Source organism: Streptomyces sp. NPDC028419 (genome assembly GCF_055565515.1).
The window spans coordinates 126,874-147,139 of record NZ_JBVHUE010000010.1; the positions used below are offsets into that span (position 1 = coordinate 126,874).

General features: G+C 73.3%; 21 protein-coding genes. 12 read left to right on the forward strand and 9 right to left on the reverse strand.

Annotated elements, in window-relative coordinates; all coding sequences use genetic code 11:
* Positions 1 to 140: 140 nt before the first annotated feature.
* Both ACZ4UB_RS14425 and ACZ4UB_RS14430 read right to left on the reverse strand, forming a co-directional pair.
* Positions 141 to 653, reverse strand: coding sequence for a hypothetical protein (locus tag ACZ4UB_RS14425; RefSeq protein ID WP_468070385.1), 513 nt, complete (start codon positions 651 to 653; stop codon positions 141 to 143).
* Between the two features lie 32 nt (positions 654 to 685).
* The gene (locus ACZ4UB_RS14430) at positions 686 to 1,801 is read right to left on the reverse strand and encodes a magnesium and cobalt transport protein CorA (RefSeq protein WP_467960767.1); all 1,116 of its coding nucleotides are present in this window, start codon (positions 1,799 to 1,801) and stop codon (positions 686 to 688) included.
* Between the two features lie 336 nt (positions 1,802 to 2,137).
* Between ACZ4UB_RS14430 and ACZ4UB_RS14435 the strand changes: the two genes are divergently transcribed.
* From ACZ4UB_RS14435 to ACZ4UB_RS14450, 4 genes are all read left to right on the forward strand, one after another.
* Entirely contained in the window at positions 2,138 to 2,722 is a 585-nt protein-coding gene (locus ACZ4UB_RS14435; RefSeq protein WP_399259965.1) for a suppressor of fused domain protein, read from the forward strand.
* A gap of 168 nt (positions 2,723 to 2,890) precedes the next feature.
* Positions 2,891 to 3,538 carry a DUF6758 family protein gene (locus ACZ4UB_RS14440; protein ID WP_468070386.1) on the forward strand — a complete coding sequence of 216 codons (648 nt, stop codon included), beginning with the start codon at positions 2,891 to 2,893 and terminating at the stop codon, positions 3,536 to 3,538.
* 130 nt (positions 3,539 to 3,668) lie between these two features.
* A complete protein-coding gene (locus tag ACZ4UB_RS14445) occupies positions 3,669 to 4,541 on the forward strand; it encodes a PHP domain-containing protein (protein ID WP_354382321.1) in 873 nt (290 codons plus the stop codon).
* Between the two features lie 168 nt (positions 4,542 to 4,709).
* Positions 4,710 to 5,315 carry a MarC family protein gene (locus ACZ4UB_RS14450; protein ID WP_354382322.1) on the forward strand — a complete coding sequence of 202 codons (606 nt, stop codon included), beginning with the start codon at positions 4,710 to 4,712 and terminating at the stop codon, positions 5,313 to 5,315.
* Between the two features lie 102 nt (positions 5,316 to 5,417).
* On the opposite strand, the gene ACZ4UB_RS14455 is transcribed toward ACZ4UB_RS14450, so the two are convergent.
* The 3 genes from ACZ4UB_RS14455 to ACZ4UB_RS14465 form a co-directional block, all read right to left on the reverse strand.
* Complete coding sequence (locus ACZ4UB_RS14455; protein WP_330332467.1) at positions 5,418 to 5,570, reverse strand: hypothetical protein; 153 nt, start codon at positions 5,568 to 5,570, stop codon at positions 5,418 to 5,420.
* A gap of 85 nt (positions 5,571 to 5,655) precedes the next feature.
* Positions 5,656 to 6,531 carry an alpha/beta fold hydrolase gene (locus tag ACZ4UB_RS14460; protein ID WP_468070387.1) on the reverse strand — a complete coding sequence of 292 codons (876 nt, stop codon included), beginning with the start codon at positions 6,529 to 6,531 and terminating at the stop codon, positions 5,656 to 5,658.
* Positions 6,532 to 6,644: 113 nt separating this feature from the next.
* Positions 6,645 to 8,723, reverse strand: a complete 2,079-nt coding sequence (locus ACZ4UB_RS14465) for a DEAD/DEAH box helicase (RefSeq protein WP_468070388.1) — start codon at positions 8,721 to 8,723, stop codon at positions 6,645 to 6,647.
* A 470-nt stretch (positions 8,724 to 9,193) separates the two neighbouring features.
* Between ACZ4UB_RS14465 and ACZ4UB_RS14470 the strand changes: the two genes are divergently transcribed.
* Entirely contained in the window at positions 9,194 to 9,952 is a 759-nt protein-coding gene (locus ACZ4UB_RS14470) for a ferritin-like fold-containing protein (RefSeq protein WP_354382325.1), read from the forward strand.
* 115 nt (positions 9,953 to 10,067) lie between these two features.
* Here ACZ4UB_RS14470 and ACZ4UB_RS14475 read toward each other — a convergent pair whose 3' ends face one another.
* From ACZ4UB_RS14475 to ACZ4UB_RS14490, 4 genes are all read right to left on the reverse strand, one after another.
* Positions 10,068 to 10,364: a hypothetical protein gene (locus ACZ4UB_RS14475; protein ID WP_468070389.1), complete on the reverse strand. Its 297-nt coding sequence runs from the start codon at positions 10,362 to 10,364 to the stop codon at positions 10,068 to 10,070.
* A 122-nt stretch (positions 10,365 to 10,486) separates the two neighbouring features.
* Positions 10,487 to 10,714: a DUF3107 domain-containing protein gene (locus ACZ4UB_RS14480; RefSeq protein ID WP_468070390.1), complete on the reverse strand. Its 228-nt coding sequence runs from the start codon at positions 10,712 to 10,714 to the stop codon at positions 10,487 to 10,489.
* A gap of 151 nt (positions 10,715 to 10,865) precedes the next feature.
* The gene (locus tag ACZ4UB_RS14485) at positions 10,866 to 11,507 is read right to left on the reverse strand and encodes a TetR/AcrR family transcriptional regulator (RefSeq protein ID WP_354382328.1); all 642 of its coding nucleotides are present in this window, start codon (positions 11,505 to 11,507) and stop codon (positions 10,866 to 10,868) included.
* A 159-nt stretch (positions 11,508 to 11,666) separates the two neighbouring features.
* The gene (locus ACZ4UB_RS14490) at positions 11,667 to 11,882 is read right to left on the reverse strand and encodes a hypothetical protein (RefSeq protein WP_468070391.1); all 216 of its coding nucleotides are present in this window, start codon (positions 11,880 to 11,882) and stop codon (positions 11,667 to 11,669) included.
* 160 nt (positions 11,883 to 12,042) lie between these two features.
* Here ACZ4UB_RS14490 and ACZ4UB_RS14495 point away from each other — a divergent pair, with 160 nt between their 5' ends.
* From ACZ4UB_RS14495 to ACZ4UB_RS14525, 7 genes are all read left to right on the forward strand, one after another.
* On the forward strand, positions 12,043 to 13,032 hold the full coding sequence (locus ACZ4UB_RS14495) for an alpha/beta fold hydrolase (protein ID WP_468070392.1): 990 nt from the start codon (positions 12,043 to 12,045) through the stop codon (positions 13,030 to 13,032).
* Positions 13,033 to 13,038: 6 nt separating this feature from the next.
* On the forward strand, positions 13,039 to 14,427 hold the full coding sequence (locus tag ACZ4UB_RS14500; RefSeq protein WP_468070393.1) for a DUF3152 domain-containing protein: 1,389 nt from the start codon (positions 13,039 to 13,041) through the stop codon (positions 14,425 to 14,427).
* A gap of 70 nt (positions 14,428 to 14,497) precedes the next feature.
* Complete coding sequence (locus ACZ4UB_RS14505) at positions 14,498 to 14,593, forward strand: Ms4533A family Cys-rich leader peptide (protein WP_354382332.1); 96 nt, start codon at positions 14,498 to 14,500, stop codon at positions 14,591 to 14,593.
* Between the two features lie 209 nt (positions 14,594 to 14,802).
* Positions 14,803 to 16,539, forward strand: coding sequence for an ABC transporter substrate-binding protein (locus tag ACZ4UB_RS14510; RefSeq protein WP_468070394.1), 1,737 nt, complete (start codon positions 14,803 to 14,805; stop codon positions 16,537 to 16,539).
* Between the two features lie 5 nt (positions 16,540 to 16,544).
* Positions 16,545 to 17,519 carry an ABC transporter permease gene (locus tag ACZ4UB_RS14515; RefSeq protein WP_468070444.1) on the forward strand — a complete coding sequence of 325 codons (975 nt, stop codon included), beginning with the start codon at positions 16,545 to 16,547 and terminating at the stop codon, positions 17,517 to 17,519.
* A complete protein-coding gene (locus tag ACZ4UB_RS14520; protein ID WP_468070395.1) occupies positions 17,516 to 18,505 on the forward strand; it encodes an ABC transporter permease in 990 nt (329 codons plus the stop codon). The genes ACZ4UB_RS14515 and ACZ4UB_RS14520 overlap by 4 nt, the downstream gene beginning before the upstream one ends.
* Positions 18,502 to 20,181: a dipeptide ABC transporter ATP-binding protein gene (locus ACZ4UB_RS14525; protein WP_468070396.1), complete on the forward strand. Its 1,680-nt coding sequence runs from the start codon at positions 18,502 to 18,504 to the stop codon at positions 20,179 to 20,181. Before ACZ4UB_RS14520 ends, ACZ4UB_RS14525 begins: the two co-directional genes overlap by 4 nt.
* Positions 20,182 to 20,266 lie beyond the last annotated feature (85 nt).

The following is a 20,266-nucleotide window of genomic DNA, read 5'->3' on the forward strand; positions in this document are numbered from 1 at the left end:
CACGTCCGGCGCCCCCGGAGGGCACGTCCGGCGCCCCCGGAGGGCACGTCCGGCGCCCCCGGAGGGCACGTCCGGCGCCCCCGGAGGGCACGTCCGGCGCCCCCGGAGGGCACGTCCGGTGCCCCCCGGGAGGGGCTGGTCTAGCCGCGGGTCTTCTTGCGCTTCAGGAGCAGCTTCGGGAGGGCCGCCGGGGCGGGCAGCCGGGTGATGGCCGGGGACGGCAGCGGGGCCGCGGCCAGCGACGCGGCGGGCAGCTCGGTCGTCGCCGCCACCGGCTCCAACCGCAGCAGCCGGCACTCGCGCGCCCAACGCTCGGTCATCCGCTCCGAGTCGGGCGCGTTCAGCCGCTTGCCCTTCAGCTCGGCCACCGCCGCCAGCCAGGGCTCGCCGTGCGGGGCCAACTCGGTGACCGCGGCGGTCCAGGCGACCAGGCGGCCGCCCTTGTCCTTGCTGCGCACGGTCACCTCGGCCGTCGCGCCGTCGGCGAGACCGGGGAAGGGCTGTTCGCCGGGCCCGTCGCCCAGGACGTGGGCCGCCCCGTCCACCCACGCGTGCCACAGGGCCCGGTCGGGCCCGCTGCCCCGGACCCAGATGAGGCCGGACTTCTTGGTGGCCTCCTCGACGAGGGCCAGGTCGAGCGTGCTGAGAGTCATGCGCACAGGGTAGCCAGCCCCGCGGACACCCCCTACAGCCAGCCGTGGCGGCGCAGGGACCGGTGGATGGCGAAGCAGCTGGCGGCGATGGCGGCCATCACCATCGGGTAGCCGTAGCGCCAGTGCAGCTCCGGCATGTGCTCGAAGTTCATGCCGTAGACCCCGCAGATCATCGTCGGCACCGCGATGATCGCCGCCCACGAGGTGATCTTGCGCATGTCTTCGTTCTGCGCGACCGTGGCCTGCGCCAGATTGGCCTGGAGGATCGAGTTCAGCAGTTCGTCGAAGCCGATGACCTGCTCGTGCACCCGGGCCAAGTGGTCGGCGACGTCGCGGAAGTACTTCTGGATGTCCGGGTCCACCAGCCGCATCGGCCGCTCGCTGAGCAGCTCCATCGGCCGCAGCAGCGGGGACACCGCCCGCTTGAACTCCAGCACCTCGCGCTTGAGCTGGTAGATCCGGCCCGCGTCCGCACCGCGCGGACTGCCCTTGGCGGGGGCCGCGAAGACCGCGCTCTCCACCTCGTCGATGTCGTCCTGGACCGCCGAGGCCACCGCGATGTACCCGTCGACCACGTGGTCCGCGATCGAGTGCAGGACGGCCGAGGGGCCCTTGGCCAACAGCTCGGGGTCGTCCTGGAGCCGGTGGCGCAGGCCCTTGAGGGAGCCCTGGCCGCCGTGCCGCACGGTGATGACGAAGTCCGGGCCGGTGAAGCACATCACCTCGCCGGTCTCCACGACCTCGCTGGTGGCGGTGAGTTGGGCGTGCTCGACGTAGTGGATGGTCTTGAAGACGGTGAAGAGGGTGTCGTCGTAGCGCTCCAGCTTCGGCCGCTGGTGGGCGTGCACCGCGTCCTCCACGGCCAGCGGGTGCAGTCCGAAGGCGGCCGCGATCCCGGCGAACTCGGCCTCGGTCGGCTCGTGCAGGCCGATCCAGGCGAAGCCGCCGTCCTCGCGCACCCGGCGCATCGCCTCGCGCGGCGTCAGACAGGCGGCGCCCCGGTCGCGGCGGCCCGCGCGGTAGACGGCGCAGTCGACGACCGCGCTGCTCGCGGAGTGGTCGCGGGTGGTGTCGTAGCCGGACTGGGCCGGGGTGGACCTGCGCAGCGCGGGACGTACGGCCGCGCGGAGGTAGGGCAGCATCGACATGGCAGGCTCCTTCGCGCGGCTGCGGGCCACGCGGGTGGGAGACCTTCCGCCGCTGCGGGCAGGCGGAAGGAAGCAGGACGGGAGGAAAGTTTCTGCCGTCGCTCTTCAGCTCAAAGGGAGCGTGAGGCGCCCGTGGAAGAGCGGTTGGTACTGCACGATCGACTTCGATCCATTGCAGCCCCACCTCCTCCGGCCGGTCCCCCGTAGGGGAAGTCCTGTCACCGGAGCATGCATCCACGCTTCTGCGTGTGGCCCCGGCCAGCGGTCCACAGTAACAGCCGACGGATGGTCAAGAGCCTGCCTTTACCCCAGCGATAGGAGTTCTATGCTCGCCCCATGGCAGAACTTCTGGCACTTGTCGAAGCCCGGCTGCGCACCGCGCTGGGTGAGCCCGACGCCCGCGCCGCCGTCACCTTCCTCGGCACCGACCGCATCGAGGTCCTCCGCTTCCTCGACGGTGACGTGGTGCGCTACGCGACCCTCGGGATGTCGGCGCAGCCGATGGGCGACCCCACGGTGGTGGTGTCCGATCCGGTCCGCGGGCCGCGCGCCGAGCTGGTCCTGACGGTGCGGGCGGGCGTGGTCCCGACCGACCAGGTGCTCCGGCCGCTCGCGGTCCTCGGGGCCTCCCCACAGGTCGAGGGGCTCGTGGTGTCGCCCGGGGCCTCGCTGGACGTGGGCGAACCGCTGTGGCCCGGGGCGCCGTTCAGCTCCGTCCTGGTCGCCGAGCCCGGCGGGCTGGTGGAGGACCTGGAGCTGGACGCGCCGATGGACCCGGTGCGGTTCCTGCCGCTGCTGCCGATGACCGGGAACGAGGCCGCCTGGAAGCGGGTGCACGGCGCCGCGGCCCTGCAGGAACGCTGGCTCGCGCGCGGCACCGACCTGCGCGACCCCCGGCGCACCTCCGTGTCCCTGGACTGACGGCGGGGCGCCGACGGCGGGGCGCCGTCGACCGGGACCGATCGCCCGGGGCGGCGTCCCGGACGGGCGGCTCCGGGTGACTGACTGGCGCCACCGGGGGTAGGTATCGACTCCGGACGGGTGATCGTCCCTTGACGCGGCGGCGGACGGGGAGGAGCGTGGCTCTGTATGAGGGGCGAACCGAGTTGCCCGAAGTGTGGTGGCCGGGTCAGGGCGCCCGGTCTTTTCGCTGACTCCTGGCAGTGCTCCGTGCACGGCACCGTCCACCCCCTGCAGCCCGTCATCCCGCCCAGCGTCGAGGGGCTCGGCGTCGTGGTGCACCGCACGCGGGTGCCGGTTTGGATGCCGTGGCCGCTGCCGGTCGGCTGGCTGTTCACCGGGGTCGCCTCCGCCGGCGACGACCGCAGCGGCGGGCGGGCCACCGCGGTGGCGTGCTCCGGGCCCGGACCGCTGGGCGGCATCGGCGAGCTGCTGCTGGTCGCCGAGGAGCTGGGCGTGGGCCTGGGCGCGCGGTACGCGGGCATCGACGGCCCCGACCCGGGCCCCTTCATGAACGTATCGGCCCCGCCGCACGCCAAGGTGGTGGCCGCCGGGCGGCCGACCCCGATGTGGCACGTCACGGGGACCCCGGAGGACCGCGCCGTCTTCGCGGGCGAGGCGCGCGGGCTGTGGCTGTGGGCCATCGTGTGGCCCGAGCAGTCCGGGCTGCTGATGTACGACGAGCTGGTGCTGACCGACCTGCGGGACGCGGGTGCCGAGGTGGAGCTCCTGCCCTGCGGGGCGCTGAGCCCGCGGATCCTGGGCGGAGCCACCTGAGCGGGTCCCGGTCGCGGCCCCCGCCCGCCGGTCCCGTTCGCCCGTACGCGCGTCAGGCCTTGGCCAGAGCAAGACCTTCGGCCCGGTTATCCTGAGGTGTCCCCGTCCGTCCGATCCCTGGAGCCGTGCCGTGCGCATCGACCTGCACGCCCACTCCACGGCTTCCGACGGTACGGACACCCCCGCCGAGCTGGTCCGCAACGCGGCCGCCGCGGGGCTGGACGTCGTCGCCCTGACCGACCACGACACCGTCGGCGGTTACGCCGAGGCGATCGCGGCCGTGCCGCGGGGGCTCACCCTGGTCACCGGAGCCGAGCTGTCCTGCCGCCTCGACGGCATCGGGCTGCACATGCTGGCGTACCTCTTCGATCCGACCGAGCCCGAGCTGTCCCGCGAGCGCGAGCTCGTCCGCGACGACCGCGTGCCGCGCGCGCGGGCGATGGTGGGCACGCTCCAGGAGCTCGGCGTCCCCGTCACCTGGGAACAGGTGGCACGGATCGCCGGCGACGGTTCGGTCGGCCGCCCGCACATCGCCACGGCGATGGTGGAGGCGGGCGTCGTGGCCAGCGTCTCGGACGCCTTCACCCCGCAGTGGCTGGCCGACGGCGGCCGCGCCTACGCCCGCAAGCACGAGCTGGACCCCTTCGAGGCGATCCGGCTGGTCAAGGCGGCCGGCGGGGTCACCGTCTTCGCCCACCCGCTCGCCCTCAAGCGGGGGCAGTGCGTGCCGGAGTCCGCGATAGCCGCGCTCGCGGCCGCGGGTCTGGACGGCGTCGAGGTGGACCACATGGACCACGATCCCGCCACGCGCGCGCGGCTGCGCGGCCTCGCGGGCGAGCTGGGCCTGCTGACGACGGGCTCCAGCGACTACCACGGCAGCCGCAAGACCTGCCGGCTCGGGGAGTTCACGACCGACCCCGAGATCTACGGCGAGATCACCCGCCGCGCGACCGGCGCCTTCCCGGTGCCCGGCGCCGGCGGAAGCGGCCGCACCGGCGCGTAAGCGCCCCGTACGCCCGCCGCGCGCGCCGTCCCCCGAGGGCCCACGAGCCCCACGGGGTCTCCCCGGTTTCCCGGTCCCCTGCCGGAGCCGGTCCCGCACGCGCGCTCGCGTACGTCCCCACACCCTTCACCCACACCCCTCATCTCCTGCAAGGCGCAAGGCATCACTGTGTTCGATCTCGCCGTCTTCGGCTCCCTCTTCCTCACCCTCTTCGTCATCATGGATCCCCCCGGGATCACCCCGATCTTCCTCGCGCTGACCTCCGGCCGCCCGGCCAAGGTGCAGCGCCGGATGGCCTGGCAGGCCGTGTGCGTCGCCTTCGGCGTGATCGCCGTCTTCGGCATCTGCGGCCAGCAGATCCTCGACTACCTGCACGTCTCGGTGCCCGCGCTGATGATCGCGGGCGGTCTGCTGCTCCTGCTGATCGCGCTCGACCTGCTCACCGGCAAGACGGACGAGCCGAAGCAGACCAAGGACGTGAACGTCGCGCTGGTGCCGCTGGGCATGCCGCTGCTGGCCGGGCCCGGTGCGATCGTCTCGGTGATCCTCGCGGTGCAGAAGGCCGACGGCTTCTCCGGGCAGGTCTCCGTCTGGTCCGCGATCATCGCGATGCACGTGGTGCTGTGGCTCACGATGCGCTACTCGCTGGTGATCATCCGGGTCATCAAGGACGGCGGCGTGGTGCTGGTGACCCGGCTGGCGGGCATGATGCTCTCCGCGATCGCGGTCCAGCAGATCATCAACGGCGTGCTCCAGGTCGTCCACAACGCCTGAGCGCCCAGAGCGGGCCGCGGCGCCCGCCGCCGGTCATGCGAACGCCCCCGTACCGGGACCGGTGCGGGGGCGTCGTGCATGGGGTGCGGCGCGGGTTCGCCGTCAGGAGGACGCGGACTCGAACGGTCGGATGAGGATGCGCTGGCCGATGGACGCGGCCTGCTGCACGATCCGGTTGACGGAGGCCGCGTCCACGACGGTGCTGTCCACGGCGGTTCCGTCGACATCGTCCAGGCGCAGAATCTCGAAGCGCATCGGCTTCTCCCTTCGTCGGTGTTCTCCTTGCATGTGTTCCAACGAAGTGTAGGAGGCAAACATTCCCTACGCTAAGGAAATTTTTTCACTTGCTAAGGATTGACCCGTCGAAGTCTGCCCAGAAGGCCGTCAGCGCCCGGGCCGTCGCCGCCGGATCCTCCGCGTTGGGGGAGTGCTCGGTGCCCTCGATGACGGCCCGCCGGGCCCCGAGACGGGCGGCCATCGCGTCCAGCCACGGCACCGGCCACGCCTGGTCCACGGCCCCCGACACCACCAGCTTCGGCAGCTCCACCGCGGCCAGCTCGGCCACCCGGTCGGGCTCGGAGATCAGGATCCGCCCGGTCGCGATCAACTGCTCCGGTACGGTCGCCAGCCAGCGCCGCCGCAAGAACTCCGCCAGCTCCTCGCCGTCCGGCGCCGCGCCCTCGGGATCCTGGGCGCGCATGGCCGCCCATACGGCCGGCATGTCCTCCCGCAGCATCTCCAGCGCCGCCACGAGCAGCTTCGTACGGTCCTGCTGGGCGGCGTCGATGGCGGCGGGGCCGCTGCTCATCAGGGTGAGCGAGGCGAAGGGCGCCGGGTCGCGCAGGACGGCGGCGCGGGCGATCAGACCGCCCAGCGAGTGGCCGACCAGGTGCACCCGGCGGTCGCCGGCTTCCAGCGCGGCCGCTTGGGCCAGCAGGTCCCGCCCCAGCTCGGCCAGGGCGTAGGCGTCCTCGTCGCGCGGCCCGGCGCTCTCGTACTGCCCGCGCCCGTCCACCGCGACCACCCGGTACCCGGCCGTCGCCAGGGGCTCCAGCAGGCCGATGAAGTCCTCCTTGCTCCCGGTGTACCCGGGGACCAGCAAGGCGGTGCCGCGCAGCGGCTCACCGGCCTCGTGTACGGCGAACGCGCCCCGGTCGGTGCTCAGGGACCGGGCGCGGGCGTGTGACGGCAGGGTGAGGCGCGGCGGCTTGCTCATGGCCAGAGGTTACCGGCCCGTAGGCGGCGCCGCCCGGGCGCTGCGCCGGGATGCGCGAACGGCCCCGCCCTCCCTCGGAAAGGGGGAGCGGGGCCGTCCGGTGGAGCGGGTGCCTACGCCTCGGGGGCGGCGGCGACCTTGCGGGTCCGGGTGCGCTTCGGCTTGACCGGAGCGTCCTCGGTGGCGACCGCGGCGGCCTCGGCGACCGGAGCGGCCTCGGCGACCTTGCGGGTCCGGGTGCGCTTCGGCTTCACGGGAGCCTCCTCGGCGACCGCGACCGCGACAGCGCCGGCGGCGACCTCGACGACCGGGGCGGCCTCGGCGACCTTGCGGGTCCGGGTGCGCTTCGGCTTGACCGGAGCCTCCTCGACCACGGCGACCACGGGGGCCGCGGCGACGGGCGCCTCGACCACGGCGGCCTTGGCGACCGTACGGGTCACCGCGGCCGGAGCCTTGCGGGGCGCGCGGGTGGCCCTGCGGACCGGGGCGGGCTCGACCGGCGGGGCCATCTGGAAGTCCACCTCGGCCACGGCCGGGACGAACGGCGCGAGCGGTTCGAGCTTGACCGGGGTGCGGGTCGCCGGGGTGCGGGTGGCCGGAGCGCGGGTGATCGGGGTGCGCGTGGCCGGGGTGCGGGTGACCGCGGGCGCCTCGGTGGCGGCGGCGGGCGCCGTGCCACGGGTGCGGCGGCGGCGCGGCTTGCGCGGCTCGTCGGCGGCCGGGGCCTCGGGAGCCTCGACGACCGGGCTCACCGGAGCGGCCACGGCCGAGGCCGCGCTCTCCACGACCACGGCGCCCTCCACGACCACGGCGCCCTCCACGACCACGGCGCCCTCCACGACCACGGCGCCCTCGGCGGCCTCGGAACCGCCACGGGTGCGGCGGCGCTGACGCGGCGTGCGGGTGCGCTCGGGACGCTCCTCGGCGACCGGAGCCGCGGCGGCCGGGCCGCGACCGCCACGGCCACCGCGGCCGCCGGTCTCGCCCAGGTCCTCCAGGTTCTCGGCCTTCAGGCCGGCCCGCGTGCGCTCGGCGCGCGGCAGGATGCCCTTGGTGCCGGCCGGGATGTTCATTTCCTCGTACAGGTGCGGGGACGTGGAGTACGTCTCCACCGGGTCGTGGAAGTCCAGCTCCAGCGCCTTGTTGATCAGCTGCCAGCGCGGGATGTCGTCCCAGTCGACCAGGGTGACGGCGATGCCCTTGTTGCCCGCGCGGCCGGTGCGGCCCACGCGGTGCAGGAAGGTCTTCTCGTCCTCGGGGGTCTGGTAGTTGATGACGTGGGTGACGCCCTCGACATCGATGCCGCGGGCGGCGACGTCGGTGCACACCAGCACGTCGACCTTGCCGTTGCGGAAGGCGCGCAGCGCCTGCTCGCGGGCGCCCTGGCCGAGGTCGCCGTGGACCGCGCCGGAGGCGAAGCCGCGCTTCTCCAGCTGCTCGGCGATGTCGGCCGCCGTGCGCTTGGTGCGGCAGAAGATCATGGCGAGCCCGCGGCCCTCGGCCTGCAGGATGCGGGAGACGAGCTCCGGCTTGTCCATGTTGTGCGCGCGGAAGACGTGCTGCGCGATGTTCGCCACCGTCACGCCCTCGCCCTCCGGCGAGGTGGCGCGGATGTGCGTCGGCTGCGTCATGTACCGGCGGGCCAGGCCGATGACCGCGCCCGGCATGGTCGCCGAGAACAGCATGGTCTGACGCTTCGGCGGCAGGTAGTTGATGATCTTCTCGACGTCGGGCAGGAAGCCCAGGTCGAGCATCTCGTCGGCCTCGTCCAGGACGAGGGCCTTGACGTGGGACAGGTCGAGCTTCTTCTGCCCGGCCAGGTCCAGCAGGCGGCCCGGGGTGCCGACGATGACGTCGACGCCCTTCTTGAGCGCCTCGACCTGGGGCTCGTACGCGCGGCCGCCGTATATGGCGAGGACGCGGACGTTGCGGACCTTGCCCGCGGTCAACAGGTCGTTGGTCACCTGGGTGCACAGCTCGCGGGTCGGAACCACCACGAGGGCCTGCGGGGCGTCGGTCAGCTGGTCGGGGCGGGCCCGGCCGGCCTCCACGTCCGCGGGGACGACGACCCGCTCCAGCAGGGGAAGGCCGAAACCGAGCGTCTTGCCGGTACCGGTCTTGGCCTGGCCGATGACGTCCGTGCCGGTGAGGGCGACGGGGAGGGTCATCTCCTGGATCGGGAAGGGGGACACGATGCCGACGGCTTCAAGGGCTTCGGCGGTCTCGGGGAAGATCCCGAGGTCTCGGAACGTAGTCAGGGTGCTGCCTCTTCTGTGAGACGCGGCCCGAGGCGGCGAAGGGGGTCGTACCGTGCCAGGCTTTCAGTACTGCTGTGTACGGAAGCTGCGCGGGACCACGGGCCTTCGCTCAAGCGCTCATGCCGCTGAGGGGGCCCCTCGTGGGCGATGCGCATGAACGCACACACCACGCCGAGGGCGGTCGGGGTTGGAGCCGATCGGGCCACCGACCGGGCATCCTCATTGGGACGGCCCGCCGAGTATCCGGCAGGCGCATTACCACTGTACCCCGGAATCCCGCAGCTGTGTCGGGTGAATTCACCAGGTCGACACCGGCGTGCGGGTCGGACCACCGGTTTCTCGGCGGGCTCCCGTGCGGTGGCCACGTGGTTCCCGTGGGGCCCGAGCGGGCTATTGTGCGGAGCATGTCGACCGTAGAAAACGCATCGCCCGCCGCAGCCGACGACCCCGGCGCGAACGCCGGCATCGCCGCCCAGAACTGGTCCGAGGCCTCCGCCTCGCCGCAGTACCGGGCCGCCGTCGTGGACCTGCTCGGCGCCCTCGCCTACGGAGAGCTGGCCGCCTTCGAGCGACTCGCGGAGGACGCGAAGCTCGCGCCCACCCTCGACGACAAGGCCGAGCTGGCCAAGATGGCGTCCGCCGAGTTCCACCACTTCGAGCGGCTGCGGGACCGGCTCGCGGCCATCGACGCCGAGCCGACCGGAGCCATGGAGCCCTTCGCCAAGGGCGTGGACGACTTCCACCGCCAGACCGCGCCGTCGGACTGGCTGGAGGGCCTGGTCAAGGCCTACGTCGGCGACTCGATCGCCAGTGACTTCTACCGCGAGGTCGCCACCCACCTCGACACCGACACCCGCGCCCTCGTGCTCGCCGTGCTCGACGACACCGGCCACGGCGGCTTCGCCGTCGAGAAGGTGCGCGCCGCGATCGAGGCCGACCCGCGCTGCGGCGGCCGCCTCGCGCTGTGGGCCCGCCGCCTGATGGGCGAGGCGCTCTCGCAGGCGCAGCGCGTGGTCGCCGAGCGCGACGCGCTCTCCACCATGCTCGTCGGCGGCGTGGACGGGATGGCCGCGGGCTTCGACCTCGCGGCCGTCGGCGAGATGTTCACGCGCATCACCAAGGCGCACACCAAGCGGATGGCGGCCCTCGGCCTCGCGGCCTGACGACGCACCCACGCACGCACGCCGGCCGGCGTCCGGCCGGTCATGACGGTGGCCCCGCAGCGGATGTCCGCTTCGGGGCCACCGTCATGACCAGTCGGTGTTCGTCCGCTATTCATCAGCCCGTCGGGACCGAAAACGGAGTCCGGCCGGACGTCCTCCCGGACCGTCGCGCGGGCCGCAGCAGCAGGGAGAGGACCACCGCCGACACGAGCGCCCCACCGAGGATGGTCGCGCTCGGCGTGGTGTGTCCCGGACCCAGCGCGTAGTGCGTGAGGTACGACCCGAACAACGCCCCCAATGCCGCGCTGACCAGCACTGTTCTGGACGAGGGCAGGCGCGTGGGGAGCGTTCTGAGAGCGGCCGAGGCCAAGGCGAGACCGAGCAGAGCAGAGCCGAGCGCTTCCAGCAGCATGATGAGGTCCCTCCCGCGGGTCAGGGCAAATCGGATCACAGGCGTCCTACCCGAAGCGGAAGAAAGAGAAACGGCCCGGTGGGGTCAACCACCGGGCCGTCGCGTTCGGTTCTCTTCGCTCCTCAGAGCGCGCCGAAGCCCACCTTGCGGATGCTGGGCTCGCCCAGGTCGACGTACGACAGGCGGTCGGCGGGCACCAGGACCTTGCGGCCCTTGATGTCGGTGAGGCTGAGCAGCTGCGTCTTGCCGGACAGTGCGTCGGCGACGATGGTCTCGAGCTCCTCGGCGCTCAGGCCGCTCTCCAGCACGATCTCCCGGGGTGCGTGCTGCACGCCGATCTTGACCTCCACGGCTTTGTCCCTCCGACGATCCGGTTCGCGCGATCACGCGCCGTACTCGCCCCCACCCTAGCCCGCGGATGCGACGCGAATGGCGTACAGCGGGCACGCTGGCAGCGAACAGGTGCGCCGACGGGCACTCCGGCGGGTGCGCCGACCGCGGTCAGTGGCCGTCGGTGCCGTGCAGCGGGAAGCCCGCGATGCCGCGCCAGGCCAGCGAGGTCAGCAGGCCGACCGCGGTGTCCCGGGCGACCGGGCTGGAGCTGGACAGCCAGTACCGGGCCACCACCTGCGAGACCCCGCCCAGGCCCACGGCCAGCAGCATCGACTCGTCCGTCGACAGGCCGGTGTCCTCGGCGATGACCTCCGAGATCGCCTCGGCGCACTGGAGGGAGACCCGGTCGACCCGCTCGCGCACGGACGGCTCGTTGGTCAGGTCGGACTCGAAGACGAGCCGGAAGGCGCCGCCCTCGTCCTCGACGTACGCGAAGTACGCGTCCATCGTCGCGGCCACGCGCAGCTTGTTGTCGGTCGTCGACGCCAGCGCGGTGCGCACCGCCAGGAGCAGCGACTCGCAGTGCTGGTCCAGCAGCGCCAGGTACAGGTCCAGCTTGCCCGGGAAGTGCTGGTAGAGCACCGGCTTGCTGACGCCCGCGCGCTCGGCGATGTCGTCCATCGCCGCCGCGTGGTAGCCCTGGGCCACGAACACTTCCTGGGCCGCGCCCAGGAGCTGGTTGCGTCGGGCTCGGCGCGGCAGTCGGGTGCCCCGCGGGCGCGCCGCCTCGGTCTGCTCGATGGCTGTCACGCCGCCTCCCACTTTCTCTCGTAACCCCGCGGCGCACTGCGCCGCGCCCGCCATCGTACTTTTCGGTAACCGAATCCGGGGGGTCCGGGCCGAGTTTTCTCGCGGTACGGACGCCGACAAGCGCCGCTGGTCAGCCCGGGTCGGTCGCGGTCGGCCCGGTCAGCGGTAGTCGTCCTCGTCCAGGGGCACCACGCGCGCCTGCTCCGCCGCGTCCCCGTCCGCCGCCTCGTCGGGATCGGCCTCGATGACCGGATCGTCGTCCAGCGGGGCCAGCTCGGTGCGCTGCTCCGCCGCGTCCGCCTCGGGAGCCTCGGGCCCCGGGGCCTCCCGCACGAGCTCCTGGAAGGTTTCCGGTTCCGCCGGGTCGACCGTCATGTGGTTCCCCTCATTCCCCTCATCGCCTTCATTTCCCCTTCGTTGCCTCGGGATTCCCGCCTCCTCCTTCGAGCGTAGGAGCCTCCGGGGCCGGGCGCTATACGGCTCTGTGATGGCGAACACACGGTTCCGGACGTGATCCTCTCGTAACATTGCGCCCATGTCTTCGACCGAGCTGCCCGGTGTACGCTCCGCCGCCGAACCATCCGGCCTGGTGGACGCCGTCCGCGTGGCCGACGGGGAGCGGCTGCGCACCGCGTCGCTGCCCGGCCTGACGCTGACCGTCCGCTCGCGGCCGCCGGAGCGCGAAGGACTCCCGCCGGCCCTCTTCGTGCACGGACTCGGCGGCTCCTCGCAGAACTGGTCGGCGCTGATGGCGCTGCTGGAGGACACCGTCGACGGCGAGGCCGTCGACCTGCCCGGTTTCGGGACCTCCCCGCCGCCCGCCGACCGGGACTACTCGCTCACCGCCATGGCCCGCGCGGTCATCCGGCACCTCGACGCCGCGGGGCGGGGGCCCGTGCACCTCGTCGGGAACTCCCTCGGCGGGGCCGTCAGCACCCGCGTCGCCGCGGTGCGGCCCGACCTCGTCCGCACGCTGACGCTGATCTCGCCCGCCCTGCCCGAGCTGCGGGTGCAGCGGTCCGCCGTGCCCACCGGGCTGCTCGCCGTCCCGGGCGTGGCACCGCTCTTCGCGCGCCTCAGCCGGGACCTGACCGCCGAGCAACGCACCCGCGGGGTGATGGGGCTCTGTTACGGAGACCCCTCACGGGTGACGCCGGAGGGCTTCCGGCACGCCGTGGAGGAGACCGAACGGCGGATGAGGCTCCCCTATTTCTGGGAGGCGCTCGCCCGCTCCTCGCGCGGAATCGTCGACGCCTACACGCTCGGCGGGCAGCACGGGCTGTGGCGCCAGGCCGAGCGGGTCCTCGCGCCGACCCTGCTGGTCTACGGTGGCAGGGACCAACTGGTCTCGTACCGCATGGCGCACAAGGCGGCGGCCTCCTTCCGGGGCTCGCGGCTGCTGTGCCTGCCCGAGGCCGGGCACGTGGCGATGATGGAGCACCCCGAGGTCGTGGCATCGGCCTTCCGGGACCTGCTGGGCACCGCCGGGCAGAACGACGTACGAGACGAAGACGGCAGAGGCTGAGCACCGGTGGGACGACATAGTCGCAAGGACTCCGCTCCTCCCCGCCCGGTCCACGGTGACCAGGGCGGCCCCGACCCGGCTTCCGCGCACCCGGAAGCCGCGGCGGCCGCGCCCCTCTCCGGGAGCGGGCGCCGGCACCGGCCCGAGCCCACGGCCAGCCACCAGGGGTACGCGAGCCAGCCCGAGCCCGCGGTGCGCGCCGGCCACCCCGAGATCCACGAGCCCGCAGGGGCGTACGGCGACTGGCGCGCCGTGCCCCGCAGCCACCCCGCGCCGTACGGGAGCAGCGCGCCGGCCCCGGCCGCCGCGGCGTACCGGGCCGCCGTGGCCACCGCGGCCGCCGTCTTCCCCCCCGAGGTCGAAACGCCCGAGGTCGCCGTCTTCCCCGAGGCCGAGACGCCCCGCGCCGCGGTGCCCGAGGCCGTGGCGCCGGGCGCCGGCTCCGCGTACCCCGCCCGGGCCGCGGGCGGCGCCACCTCCACCGGCTCGCACCGCCGGGTGCCCCCGCCCCGCCGCGGCTCGCGCTCGACGCCGACCGAGCGGTCCGCGGCGACCCGGGGCCGGAAGGTCCGCACCTACACCGGCATGGCCGCCGCGGCCGTCACCACCGTCCTCGCCGTCGTCGTGGCGGGCCAGGTCGTGGGGGAGGACGGCGGCAGCCACCTCGGCGTGCAGAGCGCCGGCGACACCGGCACCGACCGGGCCGCCCCCGGCCAGTCCGCGGCCTCCCGCTCCGACGGCCGGGCCACGCCCGACGCGCCCGCGGTGGGCGCCGGTCAGCAGGCGGTCGTCAAGACGTACGAGCAGAAGATGGCCGACCCCTACCCGATCGCCGCGAACCTGGCGGGCCCGGGCACCTTCGACACGGTCGCCACCGGCGCCCCGGCCCCCGGCAAGGGACGCCTGGTCCGCTACCGGGTCGACGTGGAACAGGGCCTCGGCCTGGACGCGGACCTCTTCGCCGAGGCCGTCCAGCGCACCCTGAACGATCCGCGCAGCTGGGCGCACGACGGCGACATGCGCTTCGAGCGGGTCGCCTCGGGGAAGGTCGACTTCGCGATCACCCTGGCCAGCCCGGGCACCACCGGGGTGTGGTGCGCCAAGTCCAGCCTCGACACGACCGTCGACAACGTGTCCTGCGACTCCGCGTCCACCGAGCGCGTGATGATCAACGCCTTCCGCTGGGCGCAGGGCTCGTCCACCTACGGCCAGAACCAGATGGTGGCCTACCGCCAGATGCTCATCAACCACGAGGTCGGGCACCGGCTCGGACACGACCACGTGAGCTGCAGCACGCCGGGCGCGCTCGCGCCGATCATGCAGCAGCAGACGAAGTCGCTCGACATCGACGGAATCTCCTGCAAGCCCAACCCCTGGGTCTACCCGAGCAGTTGATCCGACCGCGGCGGCGGGGGGCGCCGGGCCGGATTGACAAGGTGTTCGATGGTCGGCAATGGTTCTCCGCATGTCGCACCACCACACCATGACCGCGAGCGCCGCCATCGAGCTGGCGCTCCTCGGTGTGGCCGCGCACAGCGTGGCCGACATCCTCTGTCGCTGACGCCTGCCTGAGCGCGCGACGACCCCTCTTCACGTCATTCCGCCGCGCCCGGGCACTCCCTGCCCGCGGGTGCGGCACCGCACGTCCTCGATCCCCCTTCCGGTGATCCCCCTTCGGTCGGCCTGACGGCCTGAACGGCCGGACGGTCGGACCTCGCACCCTCGCGGCCCTTCCCGTTCGACCCATCACGCCGAGAGGTCCCTTTTCCGATGTTCCGTCACTCCCACATATCGCGCCGCCTGGCCGCGGTCACCGTCAGCCTCGTACTGGCCGGGGGCGCCGCGGCCTGCGGCCCCAAGGGCAGCGACGGGGAAAGCTCCGGCGGCGCCGCGTCCGGCGCCACTGGTCAGCAGCAGAAGGGCGGCACGCTGACCGTCCTCAACAACGAGCCGCAGAGCGACTTCGACCCGGCGCGCCTGTACACCTCCGGCGGCGGCAACGTCCCCTCGCTGGTCTTCCGCACGCTCACCACCCGCAACCGCGAGGACGGCGCCGCCGGCGCCAAGGTGGTGCCCGACCTCGCCACCGACACCGGCAAGGCCAACGCCGACGCCACCGAGTGGACGTACACGCTCAAGGACGGGCTGAAGTACGAGGACGGCACCCCGATCACCACCGCCGACGTCAAGTACGGCATCGAGCGCTCCTTCGCCGCCGAACTCTCCGGCGGGGCGCCCTACTTGAGGGACTGGCTGGTCGGCGGGGACACCTACCAGGGCCCGTACAAGGACGGCGGCAAGGGCCTCGACTCGATCGTCGTGCCCGACGCGAAGACCATCACCTTCAAGCTGCGCAAGCCCGAGGGCGAGTTCCCCTTCGTCGCCACCCAGACCCAGTTCGCGCCGGTCCCCAAGGCCAAGGACACCGGGGTCAAGTACGAGGAGCACCCGATCTCCTCGGGCCCGTACAAGGTGGTCAAGAACGAGAACGACGGCGAACACCTGACCCTGGAGCGCAACGAGAACTGGGACCCGAAGACCGACGAGGAGCGCAAGGCCTACCCGGACAAGATCGACGTCCGCTCCGGCCTGGACTCCGCGGTCATCAACCAGCGCCTCTCCACCAGCTCCGGCGCCGACGCGGCCGCCATCACCACCGACACCAACCTGGGACCGGCCGAACTCGCCCAGATCGGCGGCGACAAGAACCTCGCCGCCCGCGTCGGCACCGGCCACTTCGGCTACATCAACTACCTGGCCTTCAACCCGAAGGTGGCCCCCTTCGACAACCCGAAGGTGCGCCAGGCCATCTCGTACGCGATCAACCGCACCAGCGTGATCAACGCGGCGGGCGGCTCCGCGCTCGCCGAGCCCGCCACCACCTTCCTGCCCGAGCGCGAGGCCTTCGGCCACGCCGCCTACGACCACTTCCCGGCGGGCAAGACGGGCGACCCGGTCAAGGCGAAGCAGCTGCTGGCCGAGGCCGGTTTCAAGGACGGGCTCACCATCACGCTGACCCACTCCACCGCCCAGAACCGGCAGACCAGCCCCGAGGTCGCCACCGCCGTGCAGCAGGCGCTGGCCGCCGCCGGGATCACGGTCAAGCTGGAGGGCCTGGAGAACAACGCCTTCAACGAGAAGCGCTGGGACGTCAAGAACACCCCCGGCTTCTTCCTCTCCCGCTGGGGCGCCGACTGGCCGTCCGGCGCTCCCTTCCTCGCCCCGATCTTCGACGGTCGCCAGATCGTCAAGGACGGCTCCAACTACAACCACGCCCAGCTCGACGACCCGGCCGTCAACACCGAGATCGACGAGATCGCGAAGCTGACCGACCTCGCCGCGGCGGGCAAGCGCTGGGGCGCCCTCGACAAGAAGATCGGTGAGCAGGCCCTGGACGTCCCGCTCTTCCACCCGGTCTACAAGCGGCTCGTCGGCAAGGACGTCAAGGGCGTCGTCATCAGCGACTGGACCGGCGTCCTCGACATCTCGCAGGTCTCGGTCAAGTGACGCTCATATCCGAACGGTCGGCGTCCGCGGCCGGGGTCACCACCCCGGCCGCGGGCACCGCGCGCCAGGTCCGGCGGCGACTGCGCCGCCGCCCGGGCGCCCTCGCGGCCGCCGTCGTGCTGGCCCTGCTCGTCCTCGTCGCCCTCGCCGCGCCCCTGCTCGCCCACCTCGCGGGCCAGGACCCGAACGCCTACCACGACGACCTCGTGGACTCGGCCCGCGGCGGGGTCCCCCTCGGCTCCTTCGGCGGGGTCTCCGGCGACCACTGGCTCGGCGTCGAACCGGGCACCGGGCGCGACCTGTTCACCCGCCTCGCGTACGGCGCGCGGATCTCGCTGCTCGTCGCCATCGGGGCCACCACCCTCCAGGTGCTGACCGGCCTCGTGGCCGGACTCGCCGCCGCACTGGGCAGCCGGCCCGTGGGCCTCGTCATCGACTGGCTCACCAACGTGATGCTCGGCCTCCCGGCGATCGTCCTCGGGATCGCGCTCACCGCCGTGGTCCCCGCGGACTTCCCGCGCCCGCTGCTGCTCGTCCTGATCATCGGGCTGCTCGGCTGGGGCCAGACCGCCCGCATGGTCCGCGCCCAGGCGCTCGCCCTGCGCGGCCTCGACTTCGTCGCCGCCGCCCGGCTGAGCGGCAGCGGCCGGCTGCGCGTCGCCCGCCGCGAGCTGCTGCCCTCGCTGGCCGCACCGCTGATCACCTTCGCCGCGATCCTGCTCCCCATCAGCATCGTCGCCGAGGCCTCGCTGTCCTTCCTCGGCGTCGGCGTCAAACCGCCGACGCCCTCCTGGGGGCAGATGCTCTCCTCGGCGCAGACCTGGTTCCGCGCCGACCCGATGTACGTCCTGCTGCCCGCCGGGCTGCTCTTCGTCACCACCCTCGCCTTCACCGTGCTCGGCGACGCCGTCCGCAGCGCCCTCGACCCGCGCGAGGAATCCCGGCTGCGGATCGGGTCGAGAAAGGAGCGACGGGCGTGATCCGCTTCGTCCTCAAACGGACCGGTGGCGCCCTGCTGGTGCTGCTCACCCTGTCCGTCGCCGTCTACCTCCTCTTCTACCTCGCCCCCGGCGACGCCGCCCGGCTCGCCTGCGGCGAACGCTGCAACCCGCAGCAGATCGCCCAGGTCCGCGAACAGCTCGGGCTGAACGACTCCGTGGTCGTCCAGTACCTGCACTTCCTCCAGGGCATCGTGGCCGGCCGCGACTACTCCGGCGGCGCCGCGCTCGTCCACTGCGACGCGCCCTGCCTCGGCTTCTCCTACCAGAACGACCAGCAGGTCACCGAGCTCCTCCTGGAGCGGCTGCCCGCCACCGTCTCGCTCGCCGTCGGCACCCTCGTGATCTGGCTCGCCGTCGGCGTGGGCACCGGGCTCCTCTCCGCGCTGCGCCGCGGCGGGCTCACCGAGCGGGTGCTGACCGTGCTCACCCTCGCCGGAACCGGCACCCCCGTCTTCATCCTCGGCCTGCTGGCCCTGATGGTCGTGTGCGCCCATCTCCAGTGGCTGCCGTTCCCCACCTACGTGCCCTTCGGCGACGACCCCGAGCAGTGGGCCTGGAACATGCTGCTGCCCTGGCTCGTCCTCGGCTTCTTCGAGAGCGCCAAGTACGCCCGACTGACCCGCAGTTCCACCCTGGAAACCCTCGCCGAGGACCACATCCGCACCTTCCGCGCCTACGGCGTGACGGAGCGGCGGGTGGTCACCCGGCACGCGCTGCGCGGAGCGGTGGCGCCGGTCGTCGCGCTCAGCGCCGTCGACTTCGGCACGCTCTTCGGCGGCGCGGTGCTCACCGAGTCGCTCTTCGGCATCCCGGGCCTGGGCAAGACCCTGATCGACGGGGTCCGGGTCGTGGACCTGCCCGTGGTGGTGGGGGTGGTGCTGGTCACCGGCGCCGCCGTCGTCATCGCGGGCGCCGTGGCCGACCTGTTGTACGCCGCCGCCGACCGCCGGGTGGTGCTCACATGACCGGTACGACGACCACGCCCACCGAACCGCTCGTCCAGGTCGGCGACCTCGTCGTCGACTTCCCCGTCGGCGCGCCGGGGGAGTACGTACGGGCCGTGGACGGGATCTCCTTCACGCTGGAACCCGGGCGCGCGCTCGCCGTCGTCGGCGAGTCCGGCAGCGGCAAGTCCACCGTCGCCGCCGCCCTGCTCGGCCTGCACCACGGGACCGGCGCCCGGCTCTCCGGCACGGTCCGCGTGGGCGGCACCGACGTCGGGTCCGCCCCGCCCGCCGCGCTGCGCGCGCTGCGCGGGGGCGTCGCCGCGATGGTCTTCCAGGACCCGCTCACCTCCCTCGACCCCTACTACGCCATCGGCGACCAGATCGCCGAGGTCCACCGGGTGCACGCCGACGTCTCCCGGCGCGCGGCGCGCGCCCGGGCGGTCGAGGTGCTGGACCGGGTGGGCATCCCGGACGCGGCGCGCCGCTCCCGCGCGAGGCCGCACGAGTTCAGCGGTGGCATGCGCCAGCGCGCCCTCATCGCCATGGCGCTGGCCTGTGAGCCCCGGCTGCTCGTCGCCGACGAGCCGACCACCGCGCTCGACGTCACCGTGCAGGCCCAGATCCTCGACCTGCTGCACGGGCTGCGGGTCGAGCGCGGCCTCGGCCTGCTGCTCGTCACCCACGACGTGGGCGTGGCCGCCGAGAGCGTGGACGAGCTGCTCGTGATGCGCCACGGGCGGGCCGTGGAACACGGCCCGGTGGCGCGGGTGCTGGCCGCGCCCGGGAACCCGTACACGAAGGAGCTGCTCGCGGCCGTGCCCCGGCTGGACGCCCCGCGCACCGCCGGCGCGCCGGCGGGGGAGCGTACGCCCGTGGTCGAAGCCGTGGGCCTGCGCAGGGAGTTCGGGCGCCGCGGCAAGCGGGTCACCGCGGTCGACGGGGTCTCCCTCACCGTCGCCGCGGGCGAGACCCTCGGCATCGTCGGCGAGAGCGGCAGCGGCAAGTCCACCCTCGGGCGCATGCTCGTCGGGCTGCTGGAGCCGACCTCCGGCGCCGTCCGCCACGACGGCCGCGAGAGCTCCGGCATCGCGCCCGGCGTCCAGATGGTCTTCCAGGACCCGGTGTCCTCCCTCAACCCGCGCCGCAGCGTCGGCGCCTCCATCGCCGACCCGCTGCGCGCGGCCGGCGAGCGCGACGAGGCCGTCCTGCGGGCCCGGGTCGAGGAACTCCTGGTCCGGGTCGGGCTGGAGGCGGCGCACCACGACCGCTACCCGCACGAGTTCAGCGGCGGCCAGCGCCAGCGCGTCGGGATCGCCCGCGCGCTCGCCCCCCGGCCCCGGCTGATCGTCTGCGACGAGCCGGTCTCCGCGCTCGACGTCACCACGCAGGCCCAGGTCACCGCCCTGCTCGCGGAGATCCAGCGGGAGAGCGGCATCGCGCTCGTCTTCATCGCGCACGACCTCGCCGTGGTCCGGCAGGTCAGCGACCGGGTCGTGGTCATGCGCCGCGGCGAGGTCGTCGAGGAGGGCCCGGTGGACGAGGTCTACGACCGGCCGCGGCACGCCTACACCCGGCAACTGCTGGCGGCCGTGCCCTCCTTGGACCCGACCCTGGCCGCCGAGCGGCGCGCCGCCCGGGCCCGGCAGAAGGAGGCCGCGCACCAGCCAGTGCACCAGCCCGCGCACCAGTCTTAGCGCGGTCGAACGCGAACCGTACGGGAAAGTTACGACTCTTCACCCCTTCCGGTGGCGCGACGGACAACCGTCCGTCGCGCCTTCG